The organism is Insulibacter thermoxylanivorax (genome assembly GCF_015472005.1).
Classification (GTDB): domain Bacteria; phylum Bacillota; class Bacilli; order Paenibacillales; family DA-C8; genus Insulibacter; species Insulibacter thermoxylanivorax.
Genome location: NZ_BMAQ01000043.1, coordinates 22,952 through 43,669 on the forward strand (window position 1 = coordinate 22,952; position 20,718 = coordinate 43,669).

Sequence of the window (20,718 nt, forward strand, 5' to 3'; positions counted from 1 at the left end):
TCGATGATCCAGCAATTGTTCAGCAACATCATCCATTTCTTCGGAAGCGGCACGAATGTCGGATTCATGATCTTAGCCCTTCTCGCGATCGGCGGAGCTGTGTTCATGCTGAACTTTACGAAGGTCATCCATATGGTGATCTCGATCGCCGTAACGTTCATCAGCATAGCCGGTATCTACATCCTGCTGCAGGCGGAATTCGTCGCGGTCGCGCAGATCCTGATCTATGCCGGGGCGATAACGATCATGATGATCTTCGGCATCATGATGACGAATCATCAAGAGATCGATCAGTCCACTGGCAGACCGCTGCATCATGCCCTCGTGATCGTGGGATGCGTGGGGCTCTTCGCACTCATCTTCTATGCGATCCAGCAGGGAACGTTCCGGACACAAGTGGTGGACTTGGCGGAAAACAACACCAAGAATATCGGCCTGGAATTGTTTACGGAGCATGTCATTCCATTCGAATTGATGTCGGTGCTGCTGACGGTTGCCTTCATCGGGGCGATTATCATCGCGAAGCGGGAGGAGGACTAGGCCTATGAATGTTGTTTCACCATATCTGATCCTGGCCGCGATCTTGTTCTGTATCGGGCTGTACGGCGCCTTGACGAAGCGAAGTGCGATCATCGTCCTGTTGTCCGTGGAACTGATGCTCACAGCGGTAAATCTCAATCTGGTGGCATTCTCCAAATGGGGACCCTTGCCCAATCTGAAAGGACAGATCTTCGCATTGTTCAACATGACGATTGCTGCTGCAGAAGTCGCTGTCGGCATTGCGATTCTGATCGCTTACTTCCGCAGCAAGAAGACGACGGATGTTCGCAGCATGGATTCGTTGAAGCGCTGAGTCTTAGTCTGATCCTAAACCTAACGTTAGGAGGCTAAACCGATCATGGAAGCTATTTATGCACAATATGCATGGCTGGTACCGCTGTTTCCGCTGGTTGCATACCTGGTGCTGGTGGCAACAGGGCGTACGGCTAACCGATCCGGCCCGCTGATCGGGATTACGGCTGTGCTGGCATCCTTCGCCTTCGCTCTGCTCGTCCTGTTCGAGCAGATGAGCGAGGGCGGCGCGGCTTATGTGTGGAATGATCTGGATTGGATCCAAGCGGGAAGCTTTACTCTGGCGATGGGCTTCGAGGTGAACCCGCTGAATGCGCTGATGCTTGCGGTCGTTACCTTCGTCAGTTTGCTCGTTCAGATCTATTCATTGGGCTATATGAAGGATGATTCGCGCATCGCGGTGTTCTATTCCTATATCGCTCTGTTTACGTTCTCGATGCTCGGTCTCGTCCTCTCTGTGAACCTGATCCAACTGTACATATTCTGGGAGCTTGTCGGCGTATGCTCGTTCCTGCTGATCGGCTTCTGGTATGAGAGACCAGCGGCCAGAGCGGCTGCGAAGAAGGCGTTCATCGTCACGAGGATCGGCGATGCAGGCCTCCTGATTGCGATCTTGATGCTCGTCTGGCATATGCCGGGGCATGCGCTGGACTTCACGAGCATCGCCAACGCCTTCGCGAACGGCGATATCTCGGGGAACCTGGCCACATGGACGGCCGTGCTCATCTTCCTGGGTGCCGTCGGCAAGTCCGGGCAGTTTCCGCTGCATACCTGGCTGCCGGATGCGATGGAAGGTCCGACGCCGATCAGTGCCCTGATCCACGCAGCGACGATGGTGGCGGCGGGCGTGTACCTCGTGGCTCGCACCTATCCGATCTTCCTTGCTTCGGAGGCTGCTTTGCATGTCGTTGCCTATGTCGGTGCGTTTACAGCGATCTTCGCTGCCTGCATCGCGCTGACCCAACAGGATATCAAGCGGGTGCTGGCCTATTCCACGATCAGCCAGCTGGGTTATATGATGATGGCGCTGGGGATCGAAGCCTATGCGGCCGGTATCTTCCATCTGTTCACCCATGCCTTCTTTAAGGCCTTGTTATTCCTGGCTGCCGGCTGCATCATCCATATGCTGCAAGAGCAGAACATCTTCAAGATGGGCGGCTTGTTCCGCAGGATGAGGATGACCGGCTGGACCTTCCTCATCGGTGCGCTGGCGCTTTCGGGCATCTTTCCGCTGTCCGGTTTCTGGTCGAAGGATGCGATCCTGGCAGCGGCTTATGATGCGGACCCGGTGTTGTTCTGGATCGGTTTGATCACCGCGTTCTTAACAGCTCTGTATATGGCTAGATTGTTCTTCTTGGTCTTCACCGGTTCGCCGGCGGCGCAGTCGAAGGCAGCGAAGGCCGAGGAGGCGCCTGCGGTGATGACCGTGCCGCTCATCATCCTGGCGATCTTCTCGATCGGCGCAGGCTTCGTCAATATCCCCGGAGCGGATCAGATGGCTGTGTGGCTTACCGGGGAAGCACAAGCTGCGCATCACAGTTTGCTGGTGATCGTGCTGTCAACGGTCGCTGCGCTCCTCGGCATCCTGACCGGCTTGCTGATCTACGGGAAACAGCCGGGCTCTTATGAACGGATCGCCAAGCGTGTACCATGGCTGTATCAGCTGTCGTACCGCAAGTTCTATATCGATGAACTGTATGATTACGGGATCGTCAGACCGCTGCGCGTGTTCGGATATTTCTTGCATCTGTTCGATGAATTCATCGTCGACGGCATCGTTCGGCTGATTGCGAATGTAACCACGGCGATCGGCAGAACCGGCACCAGATTACAGAATGGGCAGCTGCAGACCTATGGCCTTGTGTCCTTGTTGGGCGTCGTACTCTTAGCTGTCGCATTCGTAGGATGGAGGTTTATCGTCTATGCTGGATAATCTACCGATTCTGTCGATGTTGATCTTCTCTCCGCTGGTCGGCGTCCTGATCCTGGCCTTGATCCGCAGCGAGCACGGCCGGGCGCTGCGCATCGTCGGTGTGGCAGCAACGGCGCTGCCGCTGGCGCTGGCGATCTGGATGCTCAGCGGCTTCGACTTCTCGGGCGGCCGGCAGTTTGCAGAACAAGCTGTGTGGATTCATCTGCCGCTGCCGCCGTTATATGAAGGAGTACCCCATTACGTACAACTGAACTATTCATTGGTCGTTGACGGGATCTCGGCAGCCTTGATCTTCTTGACAACCTTGGTTGCTATGATGGCCGCTTTGGCCTCGCTCGGCCATATCAAGAAGCGGTGGAAGGCGTTCTATATCTGGTTCCTGCTGCTTGAGACGGGGATGCTCGGGGTGTTCGCGGCACAGGACTTGTTCTTATTCTTCATCTTCTTCGAATTGACCTTGGTCCCGCTGTATTTCTTGATCGGCATCTGGGGATACAAGGAACGCGAGCGAACGGCCAACAAGTTCCTTATCTACAATGGGATCGGCTCGGCTTTGATGCTGTTGGCCTTCATCATCCTGATCGCAAACCCTGGATTCATTGCCGGGAGCAAGGAACATGTATACACAAGTGAGATGGATGTCATTCAGTATAATCTAGAGCATGCTGATCTTCATCTTGATTCGCAGTCTCAAGAGCTTCATTATAAGCCGGCGAAAGTTTTGCTTCCAGAAACGAAGACGTTCGTTTTCTTCCTGATCCTGCTGGCCTTCGGCATCAAGCTTCCGGCATTCCCGTTCCATACGTGGATGCTTAGAGTGCATGCTGAAGCGCCGCCCAGCGCTGTCATGATCCACTCCGGGATCTTGCTGAAGATCGGAGCTTACGGGCTGATCCGCTTCGGCTTGGAGCTGTTCCCCGGGCACATGGAGCAGTACGCGCTTCTGATCGCCGTGTTCGGAGTGATCAACATCTTATACGGGGCTGTACTGGCACTCGTGCAGAGCGATCTCAAGCTGGTGCTGGCTTATTCCAGCGTCAGTCATATGGGCGTGGTGCTGCTGGGGATTGCGGCGTTGAATGAGACAGGATTGGAGGGAGCCGTCTTCCAGCTTGTCTCTCACGGTCTCATCTCGGCTCTGATGTTCTTAATCGTCGGCAGTCTCTATGAGCGGACGGAGACGACGTCGCTGGAGAAGCTAGGCGGACTGGCCAAGGCGATGCCCTTCATGTGCGGCATCTTCTTGCTCGGCGGTCTGGCTCTTCTCGGATTGCCGGGACTGTCCGGGTTTATCAGCGAGCTGTTGGCCTTCGTCGGACTCTTCGATTCGATGCCGGTGCTGACCATCCTGGGCGTCCTCGGCATCATCCTGGCGGCGGCTTATGTGCTGCGCGCTGTGATGCGCATCTCCTACGGGCTGATGGACGATCGGTACGCGGAAGTCAAGGATGCGCGGCTTAGCGAAGCGATTCCGATGATCGTGCTGGTCGCATTCATCGTGCTCATCGGCATCTATCCGGCGGTGCTCAGCGAGACGATCGGAACAGCCGTGACCGATATCATACATGGGATAGGGGGTTAGACCGATGGAACGGCTGCAAGCGAGCGATTTGATCTATCTGGCGCCGGAGTTGACGCTGGTCATCTCGGCGATCGTCATCAGCTTGATCGACCTGCTGTTGCCGAGGCGGATCAATCGGGATCTGATCGGCTGGTTGTCCCTGCTCGGGATCGCCGGGTCTGCGGCATTTGTGGTGTTCCACGCGATGCCTCTAGTGAACGGAAGTGACAGCCAGACCATTTCACTGCTCTATGACAGCTATCGGGTCGATGACTTCGCGAATATCCTGAAGTTAATCCTGCTGGGCGGCGGAGTCTTGATCACTTTGATGAGCATCGGAGCAGTTAAGGATAGTGATATTCAGCACCGGGGTGAGTATTACTATCTGCTCCTGCCGGCGCTGATCGGCGGGATGATCATGGCCTCTTCGGCGGAATTGATCACGTTGTATGTGGGGCTGGAGGTGCTGAGCATCACCTCCTATATTCTGGTGGCCCTGCGAAAAAATCATACAGGAGCGACGGAAGGCGCGTTTAAGTACCTGGTAACGGGCAGCATCGCCTCAGCGTTCATCTTGTACGGCATGTCCTTCTTATACGGTATAACTTCAACGACGCAGATTCAGTACATGCGGCACATGTTGGATGTGGATTCTTCCATCTTCCCGCTGCTTTATATCAGTTATATCCTGATGATCGGCGGTTTCGCATTCAAGATCGCGGCGGCTCCGTTCCACACTTGGGCAGCAGACGTGTATCAGGGCGCCGCCACGCCGGTAACCACATTCCTGGCTGCGGTCTCAAAGGCGGCGGGTTTTGCCATCCTGTTCCGCGTCGTTTATGTCACTTTCTTTGGCTTGGGATCGAATACAATTGTACCTGTCCATCATGATTTGTTCTCCGTGCTCATGGTGCTGGCGGCAGCAGCTATGATCCTGGGGAATACGATGGCTCTGAAGGAGAAGAATATCAAACGTCTAATGGCATATTCAGGTGTAGCGAACGCGGGTTATCTGCTCGTGCCGATCCTGAATCATCCCTTGCCGATCCTAAATGATCCTTACTTCCTTTATCACACTACTAAGCATGAGTCGATGTTTTCGGAATTCATCTATTATCTGATCGCCTATGTTCTGATGAATATCGGCATGTTTGCAGCGATCATGATGGTGACGGGCAAATCGCGCAACGAAGAACTGAGCGCCTTCGCAGGGCTCTACTATCGGGCGCCGGCGACGGCCGCGGCGATCATCCTCATCGTGCTCTCATTGGCAGGGATTCCGATCACCGGCGGCTTCTTCGGCAAGTTCTTCATCCTGTTCGGCACGATACAGTCACAGATTTACTGGTTAGCCGCAGTGATGATCATTACGAGTGTTATCTCATATTACTATTACTTCGCGATTGTGCGGCAGATGTTTATGCGCTCGTCGTTCCACGCTGCAGAGCTGACGAGAACCATTCCGCTCACCGCCGTGCTCTGGATCTGTGCTTTGGCGGGCGTGCTTATGGGCTTCTTCCCGCAATGGCTCGTCGGTGCGATCGAATCGATCTTCCATTATGGTTACGATCTGTTCGGCTGACGGGCAGATGATGGATGGGCGGCGGATGACGAATGGCGGTTCGATATGAGGACAAGTCACTGAGCGGCATATGACCTATTAGCTAAGGATCAGCTTTGCTCGAGTATGAGGAGCAGGGCTGATCTTTTTTTCGAAATCTGTCGAAAAGTTTCCCTTTGCCAATGGATTTCTAATGTTTCAGGTCGACAAATTTGATATGATAGGAATGATAAACCTTTATTAAATATTAGCAGGTTTTCCTAATGTTAAAGCGAATCATTAATAGATCATTGTGATAAAGGTTGAACGCCCTATGAGTGAGATTTGGAAGACTAGAATATCCCTCCTTCTCACGGCCATCTTCATCCTTAATGCGGTTCCATACGGGTTTGTTCCGCACAGCGGCGGTGAGCTGGCGGCAGGCGCATCGTTCGAAGCTGCTCGAGGGAGCGGCGCTCTGGACGAAGCTGCGGGTACTTGGATTATCCGTTGGGATGATGAGGTGCCGGCGGAGTTTGCGGCAGAGAGCGAGATCGTCGGCGTGCAGGACTTCCTGCAGGTGACGATCGCTAAGCCGCGTGAACCGGCGGACTTGGAGGCATGGCTTGCCCGCTGGTCCAAAGCGGAGGAGGTTCGCTACATACAACCGAATCATCTGGTGCGGACGGCGGCTGTTCCGAACGATCCCTATCGCAGCGAACAGCGCTATCTTGATCTAATCGGGGCTTATACGGCTTGGGATCATGTGAACAGCAATACGTCGATCACGATCGCGGTGGTCGACACCGGCGTCGACCTGAATCATCCTGATCTGAAGGGGAATCTTACGGAGGGTTATAACCTGCTCAATAAGAACAAGCCCCCGCAGGATGATAACGGCCATGGCACGAATGTTGCGGGCATCATCGCCGCGGTTGGCAATAACCGCATCGGTACGACGGGCATCCTGTGGAATGCCAAGATCATGCCGCTGAAGGCTCTCGACAGACACGGCACCGGCAATGAAGATCATCTCGGCGAAGCGATCCGCTATGCCGTGGACAACGGCGCCAAGATCGTCGTGATGTCCCTGGGGCTGCATCGCTATTCGCCTTATATGCAGGATATCGTTAATTACGCTGAAGAGAACGGCGTGCTGCTGGTTGCCGCAGCGGGCAATGAAGGCAGCGACGTCAAATATCCGGCGGCCTATCCGACCGTACTAGCCGTAGGCGGGATCGGGTCGAACCGCTCGCTCATCAACGAATCGAACTACGGTCCGGAGATCGATCTCGTAGCGCCGTGGGAAGTCTATACGACGGCGCTCGGCGGCGGTTACGAAGTGAACTACGGCACGTCGATGGCAGCGCCGCAGGTGGCTGCCGTCGCCGCCATGGTATGGTCGAGGCATCCGAACTGGACGCCGGCGGAAGTGCGAAATATGCTTCGTCAGACGGCTGAAGATGTCCATATGCGGGGGTGGGACGAGCGCACGGGCTACGGTCTCGTGAGAGCTGACCGGGCACTCACCGCTGTTTACAAACGGGATATGTTCGAGCCGAATAACACCCGCAATACGGCAGCCCATCTGCCGATCGATCACAGCATCATCGCCGAGCTGGCCGGCGGCAAGGATATGGACTGGTTCTATATCCAAGCGCCTTACAGGGGATCTGTGACGATTACACTGAGTCCTTTGCAGTCGACGAATGCTCAGATCACCGTCGATCATCTCGATGTGAACGGAAGGGTGCAGAACACCTATCCGAATATGCTCGGCAAGAGCATGACGATCCCGGTAACGACCAGCCGCAGCTACATCCGGGTGAGGGCGGCGAGCGAATCATCCAACATGGCGATCGGCTATGAGCTGACGACGAAATTCCTGATCTACAGCGATGATTATGAGGACAACGACCGCCAATACAAGGCTTACAGGCTGCAGCCGCGCAGCCAAGTGCTCAAGGGAACCTTCCATCAGGAGAATGATTACGACTGGTTCCAGATCCCGATCAGCCAAGATGGAACGCTGCGGGTGAAGGTCTCCGTTGATACCTCGCGCATCGATCCTGCGATTGTCATCCAGAGACAAGGCGGCAGCGCGCGGGAGATCGATGCTGGGGAAGAGGGGAAGACGGAGTACTCCGATCCGATCGATGTCACGCCGGGCACTTACTACATCTTGATCAAAAATGTCATCTCTAACAGGACATATCCGGTTACCGGCGAATATACGATGACCATCGAATACATGCCGAAGTATATCGATCCGAACGAACCGAACGACAAGCCGTATCAGGCTGTGATGATGGCGGTGGGCACGCAGTATAACGGCGTGATCAGCAGCGCGGCGGATCAGGATTGGTTCACCTTCGTGATGGAAGACAAGGGGGTCGTGGATCTCGATATCCAGCGCATCCCTAAGAACCGGACGATGAGCCTGACGATCTATGACTCCGCACAGAAGATGCTGGCGGTGTACACGTCCAAACTCGGTGCCGAGAAGCTGCATGTCCGCACGGAGCTCAATCAAGGAATCTATTATGTCAGATTGACCGCTAATGCACCGTTCCAGGATCAGATGTACGGCTTTACACTCAGGATCCATGAGCTGGTCGCTGGATTCATAGATATCAAGCATAATTGGGCGAAGGATACCATCGTCAACTTGGTTGAGCAGAACATCGTGCAAGGCTACGGTGATTACACCTTCCGCCCGAATGCTCCGCTGATGCGGTCCGAAGCAGTTGCGATGATCGTGCGGGCATTTAAGCCGCAGCAAAGGGCGGCCGCCTCCTACCCGGACGTACCGATCCGCCACTGGGCGTACCAGGATATCGCCCGTGCGTCCAGTGCCGGAATCGTCCGCGGCTACCCTGACGGCACCTTCCGTCCCAATGATCACGTGACTAGAGTAGAGATGGCACAGATGCTGGGCAATGCCCTGCAGCTTGAGGAACTGTCTGCGAATCCAGGATTCTCAGACATCCCGGAGGATTACTGGGCGGCTGGCATGTTGGCTGCTCTCAAGCAACATGGTACACTAACCGGGTATCCTGATGGCACGTTCCGCCCGAATGCCACCGCATCTCGAGCAGAGTTTGCTAACTTGCTTTACAAAGCTTTGACGAAATAATCGCAGCCGTCATGATGATTGCAGTGATCCTTGTGACAGGTGACCGTCAACACACGATATAAGTGAAAGCGTGGTGAGGAACGTGTCCGGCTTGCCAGTGCAAACCGGGGCGCAGGCGATCGCGTACTTAATCGTACTATTGGCTTGCATCTTGCTGGCATGGTGGGCTCTGACGGCTTTTCGGCTTGACGTCTTCTTAAGAGAGCCTAAGAGTCTCCGTGCCCGCATGCTGCAGCTGATCATCGCTGTCGTCATCGGTTACAACTTAGCCAAGTTTCTGATGGATTACGCTCACTTCGCGTCGCTTATGAGGTGGATCCTTTGACGGACTGATCGCATAACAAGCGGTTGATTAGTAAACAATGGATAGTACAACCGTCATAAAGAAGACCGTGCTATCGAATGGTATACGCAAGTGCCTTTTATTAATTGTGCAAGAACGATGCAATTTCATAAGTGGTACAGGTATAGACAAGTATCCTAAGAATTCATGACGCGGAGGGAATCCAAGATGAGCAGATTTATCGTCCGCGGTGGCCAGCGCTTATCCGGAACAGTTAAGGTACATGGTGCCAAGAATTCGGTACTGCCGATCATCGCTGCTTCAATCCTGGCTTCAGAAGGTCAAAGTATCATACGTGATGTTCCCATGCTCGATGACGTTGTGACGATCAGCAAGGTATTACAGTCGATCGGCGTGGACATATCCGTTCAGCCTGAACAAGAACAAGCCATTATCAATGCTAGATACATATCCAATTGCGAAGCACCCTATGATCTGGTGCGTCAGATGCGCGCTTCCTTCCTTGTGATGGGACCGCTGCTCGCGCGGTGCGGCGAGGCGCGTGTCGCTTTGCCCGGCGGCTGTGCCATCGGGACGAGACCGATCGACCAACACCTCAAAGGGTTCGAAGCGATGGGAGCTGATATCAATCTCGGCCAAGGATATATCGAAGCGCGCACGCGCGGTCGATTGAAGGGAGCGAAGATCTATCTGGATGTGGCCAGTGTAGGCGCTACTGAGAATATCATGATGGCGGCAGCCCTGGCCGAAGGTACGACGGTCATCGAGAATGCGGCCAAGGAGCCGGAGATCGTCGATCTCGCGAACTATCTTAATGCGATGGGAGCTAAGGTTCGCGGAGCGGGGACGGGCCTCATCCGGATCGAAGGCGTAGAGAAGCTGCACGGTGTGGAATATGCGGTCATTCCGGACCGGATCGAAGCCGGCACCTATATGATAGCTGCCGCCATCACCGGCGGGGATGTCTATGTGGAAGGAGCGATCGTCGATCATCTGAAACCGGTGATCTCCAAGATGCAGGAGATGGGCGTTGAGATTCGCGCCGATGAGAACGGCGTCCATGTGTTGGCACCGCATAAGCTGCGAGCCGTCGACGTGAAGACCCTTCCCTATCCTGGGTTCCCGACGGATATGCAGGCGCCGATGATGGCGCTGCTGCTGGTTTCAGAAGGGACCAGCATCGTTACAGAGACGGTCTTCGAGAATCGGTTCATGCATGTGGCGGAGCTGAAGAAAATGAGGGCTGAGATCAAGGTGGAAGGCCGGTCGGCGATTATCACCGGCGGAGCCCGATTGACGGGTGCGAAAGTCTGCGCCACCGATCTGCGTGCTGGTGCAGCATTGATCTTAGCGGGACTTGCCGCCGAAGGAGAGACGGTGATCTCCGGCGTGCACCATATCGATCGCGGGTATGTGAATATCGCGGAGAAGATGCAAGCGCTTGGCGCGGAGATCCGCCGCGTAACCGAGGAGCAGGATGCGGAGCTCGATGATGAAGCGCCGGCCTTGCAATTCGGCATCCAGCCGACGCTCGCATAAGCTTATCCGTGCGAAGCCCTTTTCCAGATTGACAGATCGACTTCTGTTGATCGTCTGGAAAGGGGCTTTTTTTTGGTTATTATTGACTCTTCGTTGATCCCAATTACGCTAGAGAGGTGCCTGCATTTGAGATGCGCAGCAGTGCAGTGAATGCAAGAATGAACGGCAATCCGAGTTTTGAGACGCGGAAGTTTGACATCATCCAGAAAGCATACGAGCTGGGCTTGGTTGATTACCAAGGAATCCTGCTGTCTGAATTCCGTGCTCAAGCATGATGAATCCAGCGGACACCAACTATGACGAATCAAGTGAATCCTATCAAGTTCGACGCCCTCCTGGGACGTGCTCATGTGCGTTCTTCGGAGGGTGATTTTCTTGGCTGCAACGACGGGGGTAAGGTGATCCTCTTCCTCTAATCGGTTCTAGCAAATTCGCCTTCTTCATAGAAATAGATGGAGTCACCATAATAGACAAACAACAGACGGCTCGATGAGGAGGAAACCATATGCCGCGTGCTGCGAAACCTCAGAAGAAATTGATCCTGATGTGGGCGGGGGTCTTGGTCGCGTCTGCGCTTATCCTTCCAACCGTCCTGGTGAAGCAAGTAAAGATGGAACTGCCAATCTATGATCCAATCTATGAGTGGCCGGTCATAGAACAGAAGCAGGAACCGGTGCTTATGATCCCCGTCTATCTATCCCGGCAAGAGAGAGTCATAGAGGTGCCGCTGGAAGGGTATGTTCGCGGCGTCGTCGCGGCTGAGATGCCGGCGGAATTCGAGCTGGAGGCGCTGAAGGCGCAGGCGATCGCCGCGCGGACGTATATCGTGCGGAAGATCGTGGAGCGGGACTTCACGAAGGCCCCCACACCGGAAGCATGGGTGACGGATACCGCATCGGATCAGGTTTATGCAACGGATGAAGAACTGCGGGCCCGCTGGACGCGAAGGGAGTACGCTGGGAAGATCAGCAAGATCAACCGTGCAGTGGCAGAGACGCGGGGACTTATCCTCACCTATGACGGACAGCCGATTGATGCGACTTACTTCTCAACGAGCAACGGCTATACGGAGAATTCTGAAGAGTACTGGTCCGAGACTATCCCCTATCTAAGAAGTGTGGCGAGTCCGTGGGATGCGGAGATCTCCCCGAAATATACGTCGGTGACGAAGATGACCTTGCAAGAAATGATGGAGAAGCTGGGCTTGCATGATCTTCTTGCCTCAGCGATTAAGGGCGGTAAACTGGGGATGGCGGTGACGGAGCGAACGAGCGGCAAGCGGATCAAAACAGTGCTGATCAACGGCATCCCGTTCAGCGGCAGAGAGGTGCGGGAGAAGCTGGGGCTGCCATCGTCAGAGTTTACTTGGAAGATCAGCGGCGATACGATCGAGTTTACCACCTATGGATACGGGCACGGCGTCGGCATGAGCCAGTACGGGGCGAACGGCATGGCGCTGGAGGGGGCTGCGGCAGAGGAAATCTTAACCTACTACTATAAAGGAGTAGAGATCGTTGATCTGAATCAAATAGAAGGCTGGCAGGGTGCTGCCCGGCCGCTTGCGTCTGACGACAGCAGCGGCGGAAATTAAGGAAAGTTGTGCGGACAGGACTGGGCGATGATGTATGAAGGATGTACGAATGATATGCATAGATGCTCAGCGGTTGGGGCATGATATTTTTTCTGCAAAAAAATCTGTCGCCTCATGTTTAAATTCCTGCCTTCTGGCAAGAATGGTAGATGAGGTGATGGAAATGAGTGACCAAAAGAGAGACCATAACGACAAAAACAGCTCAAAACCAACCAATACCGAGTCGATCCATAAGACCGAAAGCGGTGTACAAGGCCGTACTGCCCCGCAGAAGTCATCCTGGAGGAAGTTCACAGCGAAGAAGTGGGTATTCCCGGCGGCATATTTGGCGGCAGCGGCAATCATCTTAGGCATCATGATCGCTTACCAGGGTTCGCAGGACCAAGACATGCTGACCGAAGAGAATCTGGGACTTGAAGTCGGTCATGTCGATGAGCAGGGGGCGAACGCAGAGGAAGATGATCTGCCGGTGGTCGCGCTGCCAGAGGATTTTCGCTGGCCGGCAGCCGATATGACGGGCATCGAAGTCGTCATGCCGTATTACGATGACAGCCTGTCCCACGATGAGAAGACGATGGCGGTGATCCAGTATGAGAACACCTTTGTCACCAGCGAAGGCATCGCGCTGGCCAGGACGGATAATCAGCCCTTCGATGTCACCGCTGCGCTCAGCGGTAAAGTCATCCGGGCGGAGTCCGCACCGGTGATCGGCAACGTCGTGGAGATCGAGCATGCGGACGGATTGACCACGGTATACTACAGTCTGGCGAATGTGCAGGTCTCGGTGAACGATGAAGTGCAGCAAGGACAAGTAATCGCAAGAGCCGGTCAGAATGAGTATGAGAAAGACCTCGGCGTCCACCTGCATTTCGAAGTGCATCAGAACGGCGAACCGGTCAATCCTTTCAACTATTTGCCGGAGATCGACTGAGGTTTGCGTTTAGCAGCGGAAGGAAGATTCCTTCCGCTTATTTTTTTGGCGGCCCTTATGCATAGGATGCATAGCGGTGTGAAGCATGTCCTATGACATGAGACGGGCTCCGGCCAGCCGGCGGTCCCATGGAACGGGACGGAGCACAAGTTTTTGGGCTTGTCAGGCTTGTAAACAAAGCATATATACCCTCTCCACTCATATAATGTACCAATCTTAAATCGAGTAGGGAGGCGAAGGGAGTGCACGACTACATCAAAGAGCGTACGATCAAGATCGGTCACTGCATCGTCGAGACCAGGCATACTGTGCGCACGATTGCGAAGCAGTTTGGCGTCTCGAAGAGCACAGTGCACAAGGACTTGACGGAACGGTTACCCGAGATTAATCCCGAGCTGGCCAACCAGGTCAAGGTGATCCTTGAGTATCACAAATCCATTCGGCATCTGAGGGGAGGAGAAGCGACCAAGATCAAGTACCGGAAAGGCAAGCAAGAAGCGGAGAAAGCGGCGAAGGAAGCCGCAGCGGGTGAAGAGGCGAGCGGCGGGCTCGTATCCTCCAACTCCTGATTCGGGCCTGATCGGCGTTCATTGGTCATCATAAGAACGAATTTCGTCAAAATTATACAAATTGAAAAGGAATTCGATATCCGTACAGCGAATATTGCATTCGAACCTAAATCATCGTTAAATTAACCAATGATATGACCTGTAAGGGCGGCTGTTAGGAGGATTTAGTATGTTTAGCAAGGATATCGGAATTGACTTGGGAACTGCGAATGTACTGGTGTACATCAAAGGTCGCGGAGTGGTACTAAACGAACCGTCCGTAGTAGCGATTGAAAGTGAGACGAAGCGCGTACTCGCCGTAGGGGAGGAAGCGCATCGCATGGTCGGACGCACACCGGGGAATATCGTGGCGATCCGGCCGCTGAAGGACGGTGTGATCGCGGACTTCGAGATTACGGAGATGATGCTTCGCCACTTCATCTCGCAAGTCGGCGGCAAAAAGTGGTACAGCCACCCTCGCATCTTAATATGTGCACCTAGCAATATAACTTCTGTGGAGCAGAAGGCGATCCGTGAAGCGGCGCAGCGAAGCGGAGCTAAGGAGGTTTTCTTAGAGGAAGAAGCGAAAGCGGCTGCGATCGGCGCGGGAATGGATATCTTCCAGCCCAGCGGGAATATGGTAGTCGATATTGGCGGAGGTACAACGGATGTAGCCGTATTATCGATGGGCGACGTTGTCACCGCCTCTTCCATTAAAGTCGCAGGGGACAAGTTCGACGTCGCTATCACGAAATATATCAAAGATAAGTATAAACTGCTCATCGGTGAGCGGACGGCGGAAGACATCAAGATGCGCATCGGCACCGTGCATCCTCAGTCGCGCCAGGAAGAGATGGATATCCGCGGGCGCGATATGGTGTCGGGTCTGCCGCTCAGCGTGACGATTACCTCCGATGAAGTGATGGAGGCGCTCATGGATCCGATCTCCTCAATCATCGCAACGACGAAATCCGTGCTGGAACGCACTCCGCCGGAGCTGTCCGCCGATATTATCGACCGCGGCATCATCCTCACAGGAGGCGGTGCTTTGCTCCATGGATTGGAAGAATTGATGATGGAAGAATTGAAGGTTCCGGTCCTGATCGCCGAAGATCCGCTCGATTGTGTAGCCAAAGGCACGGGAATCATGCTGGATAATATGGATAAAATCTCAGCAAGAAAGTGACGATATAGTATAATAAGAGAATAGATTGTGATAAGAACGAGATCGACTTAAGTTCTATCAGCAGATTTAAGTTCTATCAGCAGAATAGGGGACGGAAGCGATGATCAGAGGGTTATACACCGCTGCTTCGGCGATGATCACCCAGCAGCGCAGACATGATGCGATTACGAACAATATCTCGAATCTGCAGACTCCCGGATACAAGCAGGAGACAGCCGCTGTGCGGTCTTTTCCCGAACTGCTCATCCACTTGATGGAGAACAACGGGCAAGGGCAGCCGGCAAGATCGATCGGCAGGCTGAATACAGGTGTGTTCGTAGAAGAGAATATCCCGTCGTTCCTGCAGGGGGACTTGTCCAGAACGAATCAGCCCGGCGACTTGGCGTTGATATCGAATATTCAGGTGCCCGGCGTGGCCTTCGATCAGAATGGACAAGCTGTCGTCGACGGAGAGATCGTCTATCAGCCCCAAGCGTTCTTCACGGTTCAGGGAGCCGACGGGGAGCCGCGTTATACGCGGGACGGCCGCTTCCATCTGGATGAAGCGGGGCAGCTGGTGAATGTTAACGGACAGCCTGTGCTCGGTGTCGACGGCGAGCCGATCGTCATCGAAGGGCTGTCTATGGATCAGATCTATATCACCGATAATGGAACCTTGATGAACCGGGCAGACGGCACGCCCCTCGGGCAGCAGCTGCTCATCTCGCGTATCGATCAACCGAATCTCTTGATCCGCGAGGGAAGCGGCAATTATCGTTTGTCCCCGGATGCCGAGCCTGCTGTACCGATCGCAGCAGAGGATCAGGTGTCCGTTAGACAAGGCTATCTCGAACGATCCAATGTGGATGCCGCCCAATCGATGGTGGATATGATGACGGCGCTCAGATTGTATGAAGCGAACCAGAGAGTCATCCAATCTTACGATCAGATCTTGGACAAGGCGGTTAATCAGATCGGCCGCATCAATTGAGATTAGGGAGGCCATAAGGTGAATCGAACGATGATAAGCGCTGCTGTCAGCCTGAATGCGCTGCAGCAGAAATTGGATATGATCGCGAACAACGTCGCCAACATGAATACTGTCGGCTATAAGCGTCAAGAAGCGTCGTTCCAGGATGTGCTGACCAGCGTACTCGAGCAGCATCCGGATACACAGCTGCGCGGCCGCCATTCCCCGCACGGGCTGACGGTGGGACATGGGGCGCGCCTGAGCGGCTTAAGGCTGGATCTGTCCCAAGGAACCTTGATCGCAACGGACAACCCTCTCGATCTGGCGATCGAAGGTCGGGGGCTGTTCGAAGTGGAAGTGCCGCTGCTTGATGACGAAGGCAATCCGGTCTTTGATGAGGATGGACAAGCGATGCGGACCTTGTGGACGAGGAGCGGCCAGTTCCAGTTGTCCGCGATGGAGGAACTGGAAGGATATGTGGTCCTGACCACATCCGAAGGGTATCCCGTTCGCTCGGCTGACGATGGTTATATCATGATTCCGGCGCATGCGGATTTTCAGATTGATGCTGCGGGCAATGTGACGTATACTGATGTAGACGGAGCGATTGTGGAAGCCGGACAGATCAAATTGATGCGGATCATGCGTCCTGAATTAATCACGGCGGTTGGCAGCAATCTATATGATGTAGCGGCCAACGTGCAGGATGCGGATAACGTCCTCCAGCAGGTGGATGATCCGGCCGGCGAAGGAATTGCCGTCAGACAATATCGCGCAGAGCAATCGAACGTTGATCTGGCAACGGAGTTGACCGAACTGATCATGGTGCAGCGTGCCTATCAGCTGAACGCCAGAGCACTGATCACCGGCGACACCATGATGAGTCTGGCTAACCAACTGCGCAGATAGTGAGTGAGAGGATTGCGATGACACAAGAACAAGCCAAAACCAAGCCAACACCGAGACCTGCAGCCAAGACTGAGGCCAAACCGCAAACCAGCAAAGCGAAAGTCCCCAAGCGCAAACGGGGGAAAACAACACTTCGAGTGGTGAAGTATGCAGGTATTCCGTTGTTATTCTTAATCTGCCTGTATATCGGTTTGTATATCGGGTACGTGAAGCTTGGCAAGCAGCCGGCATCGGAGATCTGGGAGTGGAAGACCTGGCGCCACATCTATGATCTCATATTTACCGATATCGATTGATCCGGGAACGGCCGTGATGTTGCTCATTTTGAGCATTGAGGAATCAAATAGAACCGTTGTAAGAAACTCTCGTGATCACGGGAGTTTTCTTTTATATTTTGCGTATTTACCAAGTTATTCATTATATGGAAGTGAGGTCCTGATCTAGGTGTCTGTAACGTCTTGTGGGATGGGTTGTGACGCGCTTGCTTTTCATCTTTTATTGGAAATTGTATAATGAAGGAGGTGTTTCTTACACCTTCTTCGGCTAGGAGGGCTGTTATGAATTTGCCGAATTGGATTACGTTGTTTCGTTTTGTGCTCATACCTGTATACGCCTATCTCATCTCGCAGCATATGCTCTACGAGGCTCTAGCCGTAGTGATCATCGCCGGGTTAACGGATGTGCTGGACGGCTATATCGCCCGCAAACGCCAGCAGATCACGACGATCGGCATCATGTTGGATCCACTGGCTGATAAGTTGTTGATGATCGCGGTGATCGTATCCTTCCTCTACTTGCGCTTCGTTCCTTGGGAGGCCGCCCTGGCGATCTTCATCCGGGAGATCGGCATGATCATCGGGGCCGGGATCTTCCATTTGCGAGGATATAAGACGGTACCGGCGAATGTGTTTGGGAAATTGACCACGGTGTTGTATTATTTGGTGATTTTGCTTTTCTTCCTGCAGGTGGACTTCGCCGTTCCTTACTTATGGTGCGTCATCGTCTTATCTTATCTCACGACGATCATCTATATCTTCCTGCAATTCCGTTCGATCAAAGAGCTGAGTGAGAGTAAACGAGCATCCTAACCCCATACTAAAAGAGCATATCCCTCCAGCACTGCAGGCTGGATGAATATGCTCCCTTATATGAACCTCTCTGCTGCAGCCAGAGAGGGACATTCTATATTGTTGCCGCAGGTTGATTTTTTATACGTTTATCATGGATAAGGAAGTGAAGGATATGCTCAATGCCTCGCAGATTAAGGAGATCATCCCGCATCGCTACCCGTTCCTTCTGGTGGATCGCATCATCGAGCTTGAACCGGGGAAGCGGGCTGTCGGGATCAAGAATGTGACGATTAATGAACCGTTTTTTCAGGGGCATTTCCCTGAGTATCCGGTCATGCCGGGAGTCCTCATAGCCGAAGCATTGGCGCAAGTCGGCGCGGTGGCCATGCTGTCTTTGGATGAATACAAGGGCAAGATCGGCTTCTTCGCAGGCATCGATCAATTCCGTTTCCGGGAACAAGTGAAACCCGGGGATACCCTGCAACTTGAACTGGAGATCACGCGTCTTAAGGGCATGATCGCTAAAGCGAAGGGCAAAGCAACGGTCGATGGCCGTGTCGCCGCTGAAGGTGAGCTGATGTTTGCGATCGGCGATGCCAAAGGCGAGTGATCGATGGCAGGACAAGCCCGTTATCTCGGATGTTGGAGGAGTTCGCAGCAGGATTAAGCAGCAGGCTTAGCATTAGGAATAGTCAGCAAGATTTGGCGGCTGCATTAGTCAGCGGGATCAACCATCGAGAGTTGGCAGCAGGATTAAGGTGTTCAGTGTTCTTGTCAGGAGAGAGTTCGCTTAGAATCACGAACAAGAAGCAGAAAAGGAGAGGAGTTGGATGAATATGACGAATTCCGCAGCAGTGGTATATGAACAATGGTTAAACGACCCCCTGATCGATGACGAGACGAAGGCTGAGCTGAAGAGCATTGCGGATCAGCCGGCGGAGATCGAGGATCGTTTCTTCCGTGAGTTAACCTTCGGAACAGGCGGTCTGCGCGGCGTGATCGGCGCGGGTACGAACCGGATGAACCGCTATATCATAGGCAAGGCAACGCAGGGACTGGCTCAGTATGTCCTGAAGAAGAAGGCTGGAAGCGGGACGCCTTCTGTCGTGATCGCCCATGACTCGCGCCGCTGTTCGCCGGAATTCGCCTTGGAAGCGGCGCTGGTATTGGCCGGCAACGGCATCAAGGCATATCTGTTTGAGGATCTGCGGCCGACGCCGGAGTTGTCCTTCGCCGTTCGCCATCTGGGCGCGGATGCGGGGATCGTGATCACGGCCAGCCACAACCCGCCGGAGTACAACGGTTACAAGGTCTACAACCAACACGGCGGCCAGTTGGTGCCTTCCGAAGCGAATGAAGTGATCGAGGAGATCAGCAAGCTTAGCTCCTTTGCTGAGATCCGCCGCATGACACGTGAAGAAGCAGAGCGCCAAGGGCTGCTCGTATGGATCGGCGAGGAGGTGGATGCTGCCTATATCGATGAAGTGGTATCCGTCAGCAGACGGCCGGAAGCGATCCGCGCAGTTGGTGATGAGCTGAAGATCATCTATACGCCTCTCCATGGCACAGGACATCAGCCCGTGGTTCGTGCGCTGCAGAAGGCTGGATTTACGAATGTGCGCGTCGTTGAGGAGCAAGCAACGCCGGACGGCAACTTCCCAACGGTGAAGTCGCCGAATCCGGAGGAGCGGGAAGCCTTCACCCTGGCGCTGGAGATAGCGAAGCAGCAGGGTGCGGACCTGGTCATCGGCACGGACCCCGATGCGGACCGGATGGGCGCCGTTGTGATGAATTCTGAAGGCGAATACGTGATCCTCACGGGCAACCAGTCCGGCGCGATCATGGTCGACTACTTGCTTGGCAGCATGAAGGAGAACGGCGATCTGCCGCAGAATGGTGCGGTCATCAAGACCATCGTCACCAGCGAGATGGGGGCGAAGATCGCGGAGAGCTATGGAGCCAAGGTATTGAATACCCTGACCGGGTTCAAATATATCGGCGAACTCATGACGAAGTTCGAGCAGACGGGTGAGCATACCTTCCTGTTCGGTTATGAGGAGAGCTACGGCTATCTGGCGGGCAACTATGCCCGGGATAAGGATGCCGTCGTTGCTGCGCTGCTGATCGCAGAAGCAGCTGCTTATTACAAGACGCAGGGCAAGACCTTGTATGAGGTGCTGCTCGAGCTGTATGAGCGTTATGGATATTATCAGGAGCATCTGGAATCCCGGACGATGAAGGGCAAGGATGGTCTGGAGCGCATCGGCCGGGTGATGGAGGAATTCCGTCGGACTCCGCCTCAGACGGTGGCCGGCGTGAACGTTGTGGAAGTGAAGGATTACTTGCCGGGGATTGACGGACTGCCTCCAGAGAATGTGTTAAAATTCTTCCTTGAGGACGGTTCGTGGTTCTGCCTGCGTCCGTCGGGCACAGAGCCGAAGATCAAAGTGTACTTCGCCGTACGCGGCACGTCGCTTGCGGACGCGAAGGAACGCCTCGAGAAGCTCGTCCGAGAAGTGATGGCCCGCGTAGACGAGTGAGGGTGATGGGATCGCGCGCGGCATGCTGGGCTGTGGGTAGTGGGCTGGGCAGTGGGCTGGGGTGGTCTGGGCAGTGGGCTGCCGGATTCGTCTTAGCCGCTGGGGCTATCTTGGCTGCTGAGCCGCAGG

Annotated in this window: 18 protein-coding genes and 1 pseudogene; all 19 read left to right on the forward strand. The window is 54.2% G+C overall.

Annotated features, from left to right (window positions below):
• Window positions 1-3 precede the first annotated feature (3 nt).
• The 19 genes and pseudogenes from PRECH8_RS13365 to PRECH8_RS13455 all read left to right on the forward strand — a co-directional run bounded on the left by PRECH8_RS13365 (window position 4) and on the right by PRECH8_RS13455 (window position 20,589).
• Window positions 4-540, forward strand: coding sequence for an NADH-quinone oxidoreductase subunit J (locus PRECH8_RS13365; RefSeq protein WP_200967590.1), 537 nt, complete (start codon window positions 4-6; stop codon window positions 538-540).
• A gap of 4 nt (window positions 541-544) precedes the next feature.
• Window positions 545-853 carry an NADH-quinone oxidoreductase subunit NuoK gene (gene nuoK / locus PRECH8_RS13370; RefSeq protein ID WP_200967591.1) on the forward strand — a complete coding sequence of 103 codons (309 nt, stop codon included), beginning with the start codon at window positions 545-547 and terminating at the stop codon, window positions 851-853.
• 45 nt (window positions 854-898) lie between these two features.
• A complete protein-coding gene (gene nuoL / locus PRECH8_RS13375) occupies window positions 899-2,785 on the forward strand; it encodes an NADH-quinone oxidoreductase subunit L (protein ID WP_200967592.1) in 1,887 nt (628 codons plus the stop codon).
• On the forward strand, window positions 2,775-4,367 hold the full coding sequence (locus PRECH8_RS13380) for a complex I subunit 4 family protein (protein ID WP_200967593.1): 1,593 nt from the start codon (window positions 2,775-2,777) through the stop codon (window positions 4,365-4,367). Before nuoL ends, PRECH8_RS13380 begins: the two co-directional genes overlap by 11 nt.
• Window positions 4,368-4,371: 4 nt before the next feature.
• Window positions 4,372-5,928 carry an NADH-quinone oxidoreductase subunit N gene (locus tag PRECH8_RS13385; protein ID WP_200967594.1) on the forward strand — a complete coding sequence of 519 codons (1,557 nt, stop codon included), beginning with the start codon at window positions 4,372-4,374 and terminating at the stop codon, window positions 5,926-5,928.
• 292 nt (window positions 5,929-6,220) lie between these two features.
• Window positions 6,221-9,022: a S8 family serine peptidase gene (locus PRECH8_RS13390; protein ID WP_200967595.1), complete on the forward strand. Its 2,802-nt coding sequence runs from the start codon at window positions 6,221-6,223 to the stop codon at window positions 9,020-9,022.
• Window positions 9,023-9,119: 97 nt separating this feature from the next.
• Entirely contained in the window at window positions 9,120-9,347 is a 228-nt protein-coding gene (locus PRECH8_RS13395) for a DUF1146 domain-containing protein (protein ID WP_242457589.1), read from the forward strand.
• A 186-nt stretch (window positions 9,348-9,533) separates the two neighbouring features.
• Entirely contained in the window at window positions 9,534-10,865 is a 1,332-nt protein-coding gene (gene murA, locus PRECH8_RS13400; protein ID WP_200967597.1) for a UDP-N-acetylglucosamine 1-carboxyvinyltransferase, read from the forward strand.
• A 104-nt stretch (window positions 10,866-10,969) separates the two neighbouring features.
• Window positions 10,970-11,140 (forward strand): annotated as a pseudogene (locus PRECH8_RS14665) (YolB family phage-derived protein); the annotation flags it as partial.
• A gap of 230 nt (window positions 11,141-11,370) precedes the next feature.
• Window positions 11,371-12,456, forward strand: a complete 1,086-nt coding sequence (gene spoIID / locus PRECH8_RS13410; RefSeq protein ID WP_200967599.1) for a stage II sporulation protein D — start codon at window positions 11,371-11,373, stop codon at window positions 12,454-12,456.
• 163 nt (window positions 12,457-12,619) lie between these two features.
• Window positions 12,620-13,387: a M23 family metallopeptidase gene (locus PRECH8_RS13415; RefSeq protein WP_200967600.1), complete on the forward strand. Its 768-nt coding sequence runs from the start codon at window positions 12,620-12,622 to the stop codon at window positions 13,385-13,387.
• Window positions 13,388-13,629: 242 nt separating this feature from the next.
• Window positions 13,630-13,956 carry a sporulation transcriptional regulator SpoIIID gene (spoIIID, locus tag PRECH8_RS13420; protein WP_200967601.1) on the forward strand — a complete coding sequence of 109 codons (327 nt, stop codon included), beginning with the start codon at window positions 13,630-13,632 and terminating at the stop codon, window positions 13,954-13,956.
• A gap of 169 nt (window positions 13,957-14,125) precedes the next feature.
• On the forward strand, window positions 14,126-15,121 hold the full coding sequence (locus PRECH8_RS13425; RefSeq protein WP_200967602.1) for a rod shape-determining protein: 996 nt from the start codon (window positions 14,126-14,128) through the stop codon (window positions 15,119-15,121).
• A gap of 100 nt (window positions 15,122-15,221) precedes the next feature.
• Window positions 15,222-16,091 carry a flagellar hook-basal body protein gene (locus tag PRECH8_RS13430; RefSeq protein ID WP_200967603.1) on the forward strand — a complete coding sequence of 290 codons (870 nt, stop codon included), beginning with the start codon at window positions 15,222-15,224 and terminating at the stop codon, window positions 16,089-16,091.
• 18 nt (window positions 16,092-16,109) lie between these two features.
• Complete coding sequence (locus PRECH8_RS13435) at window positions 16,110-16,979, forward strand: flagellar hook-basal body protein (protein ID WP_200967604.1); 870 nt, start codon at window positions 16,110-16,112, stop codon at window positions 16,977-16,979.
• A 17-nt stretch (window positions 16,980-16,996) separates the two neighbouring features.
• On the forward strand, window positions 16,997-17,275 hold the full coding sequence (locus PRECH8_RS13440; protein WP_200967605.1) for a DNA-directed RNA polymerase subunit beta: 279 nt from the start codon (window positions 16,997-16,999) through the stop codon (window positions 17,273-17,275).
• Window positions 17,276-17,536: 261 nt separating this feature from the next.
• Window positions 17,537-18,067, forward strand: a complete 531-nt coding sequence (locus PRECH8_RS13445) for a CDP-alcohol phosphatidyltransferase family protein (RefSeq protein ID WP_200967606.1) — start codon at window positions 17,537-17,539, stop codon at window positions 18,065-18,067.
• A 154-nt stretch (window positions 18,068-18,221) separates the two neighbouring features.
• The gene (gene fabZ, locus PRECH8_RS13450) at window positions 18,222-18,659 is read left to right on the forward strand and encodes a 3-hydroxyacyl-ACP dehydratase FabZ (protein WP_200967610.1); all 438 of its coding nucleotides are present in this window, start codon (window positions 18,222-18,224) and stop codon (window positions 18,657-18,659) included.
• A gap of 220 nt (window positions 18,660-18,879) precedes the next feature.
• Window positions 18,880-20,589, forward strand: coding sequence for a phospho-sugar mutase (locus tag PRECH8_RS13455; protein WP_371871222.1), 1,710 nt, complete (start codon window positions 18,880-18,882; stop codon window positions 20,587-20,589).
• The last annotated feature ends 129 nt before the right edge of the window (window positions 20,590-20,718 follow it).

What these genes read in the sequence shown, in the direction of transcription:
- PRECH8_RS13365 (WP_200967590.1), top strand. Translation starts at nt 4, where the DNA reads ATGATCCAGCAATTGTTCAGCAACATCATCCATTTCTTCGGAAGCGGC.
- nuoK (WP_200967591.1), top strand. Translation starts at nt 545, where the DNA reads ATGAATGTTGTTTCACCATATCTGATCCTGGCCGCGATCTTGTTCTGT.
- nuoL (WP_200967592.1), top strand. Translation starts at nt 899, where the DNA reads ATGGAAGCTATTTATGCACAATATGCATGGCTGGTACCGCTGTTTCCG.
- PRECH8_RS13380 (WP_200967593.1), top strand. Translation starts at nt 2,775, where the DNA reads ATGCTGGATAATCTACCGATTCTGTCGATGTTGATCTTCTCTCCGCTG.
- PRECH8_RS13385 (WP_200967594.1), top strand. Translation starts at nt 4,372, where the DNA reads ATGGAACGGCTGCAAGCGAGCGATTTGATCTATCTGGCGCCGGAGTTG.
- PRECH8_RS13390 (WP_200967595.1), top strand. Translation starts at nt 6,221, where the DNA reads ATGAGTGAGATTTGGAAGACTAGAATATCCCTCCTTCTCACGGCCATC.
- murA (WP_200967597.1), top strand. Translation starts at nt 9,534, where the DNA reads ATGAGCAGATTTATCGTCCGCGGTGGCCAGCGCTTATCCGGAACAGTT.
- spoIID (WP_200967599.1), top strand. Translation starts at nt 11,371, where the DNA reads ATGCCGCGTGCTGCGAAACCTCAGAAGAAATTGATCCTGATGTGGGCG.
- PRECH8_RS13415 (WP_200967600.1), top strand. Translation starts at nt 12,620, where the DNA reads ATGAGTGACCAAAAGAGAGACCATAACGACAAAAACAGCTCAAAACCA.
- PRECH8_RS13425 (WP_200967602.1), top strand. Translation starts at nt 14,126, where the DNA reads ATGTTTAGCAAGGATATCGGAATTGACTTGGGAACTGCGAATGTACTG.
- PRECH8_RS13430 (WP_200967603.1), top strand. Translation starts at nt 15,222, where the DNA reads ATGATCAGAGGGTTATACACCGCTGCTTCGGCGATGATCACCCAGCAG.
- PRECH8_RS13440 (WP_200967605.1), top strand. Translation starts at nt 16,997, where the DNA reads ATGACACAAGAACAAGCCAAAACCAAGCCAACACCGAGACCTGCAGCC.
- PRECH8_RS13445 (WP_200967606.1), top strand. Translation starts at nt 17,537, where the DNA reads ATGAATTTGCCGAATTGGATTACGTTGTTTCGTTTTGTGCTCATACCT.
- fabZ (WP_200967610.1), top strand. Translation starts at nt 18,222, where the DNA reads ATGCTCAATGCCTCGCAGATTAAGGAGATCATCCCGCATCGCTACCCG.
- PRECH8_RS13455 (WP_371871222.1), top strand. Translation starts at nt 18,880, where the DNA reads ATGAATATGACGAATTCCGCAGCAGTGGTATATGAACAATGGTTAAAC.